This is a genomic window from Microbacterium sp. Bi128, assembly GCF_918698205.1.
This window is the reverse complement of record NZ_CAKKMM010001098.1, coordinates 1-1,726: the sequence shown is the minus strand read 5'-3', so window position 1 is coordinate 1,726 and position 1,726 is coordinate 1. Positions and strand designations below refer to the sequence as shown.

2 protein-coding genes and 1 pseudogene are annotated in these 1,726 nt (G+C 72.3%); 2 read left to right on the top strand and 1 reads right to left on the bottom strand.

Annotated features, from left to right (window positions below):
• On the top strand, positions 1–1,038 hold a 1,038-nt coding region (locus LQV45_RS30140; protein WP_230010873.1), incomplete at its 5' end, for a P-loop NTPase.
• A gap of 4 nt (positions 1,039–1,042) precedes the next feature.
• Here the strand turns inward: LQV45_RS30140 and LQV45_RS30135 are convergent.
• Positions 1,043–1,414 carry a twin-arginine translocase TatA/TatE family subunit gene (locus LQV45_RS30135; protein WP_230010871.1) on the bottom strand — a complete coding sequence of 124 codons (372 nt, stop codon included), beginning with the start codon at positions 1,412–1,414 and terminating at the stop codon, positions 1,043–1,045.
• A gap of 71 nt (positions 1,415–1,485) precedes the next feature.
• Here LQV45_RS30135 and LQV45_RS30130 point away from each other — a divergent pair.
• Positions 1,486–1,726, top strand: a pseudogene (locus LQV45_RS30130) (methyltransferase); the annotation flags it as partial.

Genomic DNA, 1,726 nt, shown 5'->3' with positions numbered 1-1,726 from the left:
GGCGTCGCCGAGGTGGCGATCGCGCTCACGATCGTCGGCTGCCCCGCCGCGGACCGCATCGAGCGCGACGTCCGTGCCGCCGCGGCATCCGTCGACGGGATCTCCGCCGTCGAGGTCGCCGTCGGCGTCATGTCGCCCGACGAACGTCGAGCGCTCACCGAACGTCTGCGCGGCGGTCGCGCGGCGCGCGAGATGCCGTTCGGCCCCGACTCCCTCACCCGCGTCATCGCCGTGACGAGCGGAAAGGGCGGCGTGGGCAAGTCGACCCTGACCGCGAACCTCGCCGTCGCCCTCGCCGCCCGCGGGCTTCGCGTGGGACTCGTGGATGCCGACGTCCACGGCTTCTCGATCCCCGGACTGCTCGGCCTGGTCGACGCCGACGGTCTGCCCCCCGCGCCGACGCGTCTGGACGACCTCATCCTCCCTCCGGTCGCGTACGGGGTGAAGGTCATCTCGATCGGCATGTTCCTGCGCCGTCCCGGCGAGGATGCCGCCGGCGCGGTCGCGTGGCGAGGTCCGATGCTCCACCGCACGGTGCAGCAGTTCCTCACCGACGTGTACTTCGGCGATCTCGACATCCTGCTGCTGGACATGCCCCCGGGAACCGGCGACGTCGCCATCTCGGTGGGGCAGCTGCTCCCCCACGCCGACGTGCTCGTGGTCACCACCCCGCAGGCTGCGGCCGCCGACGTCGCCGTCCGCTCGGGCCTCGTCGCCCGCCAGACCGGTCAGACCCCGGTCGGCGTCATCGAGAACATGGCCGCGATGGCGCTTCCCGATGGAACGCTGCTCGACCTGTTCGGCTCCGGCGGCGGCGAAGCCGTCGCCCGAGCGCTGTCGAGCCACGGCGAGGACGTGCCCCTGTTGGCATCCGTCCCCCTCAGCCCCGCGCTGCGCACCGGCGGCGACGACGGCCGCCCCGTGGTCATCGCCCGGCCCGACGACCCGGCATCCGTCGCGATCGAAGCCGCCGCAGCCGCCCTCGCAGCACGCCCGCGGGGGCTGTCGGGACGCGCGCTGCCGATCCGACCGCGCTGAGTTCTCAGGTGGCTTCGTCGTCGAACGGCGGCGTCTCACCGGCGACGAACGCGGGCTTCTCGGACGAAGCCTGGGTCGCCAGGGCGGCCGCGCCGGCCGCGCGCATCGTCGCCGTGGGCGTGTCCTCGAGGAGCGCCTCGCGGATGATGCGCCGCGGGTCGTACTGGCGCGGGTCGAGCTTGCGCCAATCGACGTCGTCGAAATCGGGGCCCATTTCGTCGCGCATGCGGGTTTTCGCACCCTGCATGGTCTCTTTCGCGCGCTTGGTCAGGCGGGCCAGACTCTCGGCGTACTTGGGCAAGCGCTCGGGGCCGATGACGAGCGCGGCGATCACACCGATCAGCAGGAGCTTCTCGATCGTGAGGCCGAAGAACATGAGTTCAGATTACCCGCCGCGCCTCGGACGCCCGGACCACCCTGCCGTCTAGCCTGAGCGGGGAGGTCCACGTGAGCGGTTACGAAGCGAACGAGCGGTTCGTGCAGGAGTCGACGGTCGAACCCGAGCACATCGCACGCGCACGCGCGCACGCGCTCGAGCTCGGAGCCGCACCGATCAGCCCCGCCGTGGGCGCGCAGATCGCCGTGCTCGCCGCGTCCTCCCGCGCGCTCAACGTCGTCGAGGTCGGAACGGGCGGCGGTGTCTCGGGTCTGTGGCTCCTGTACGGCTCACCGCGGGCGACGCTGACGA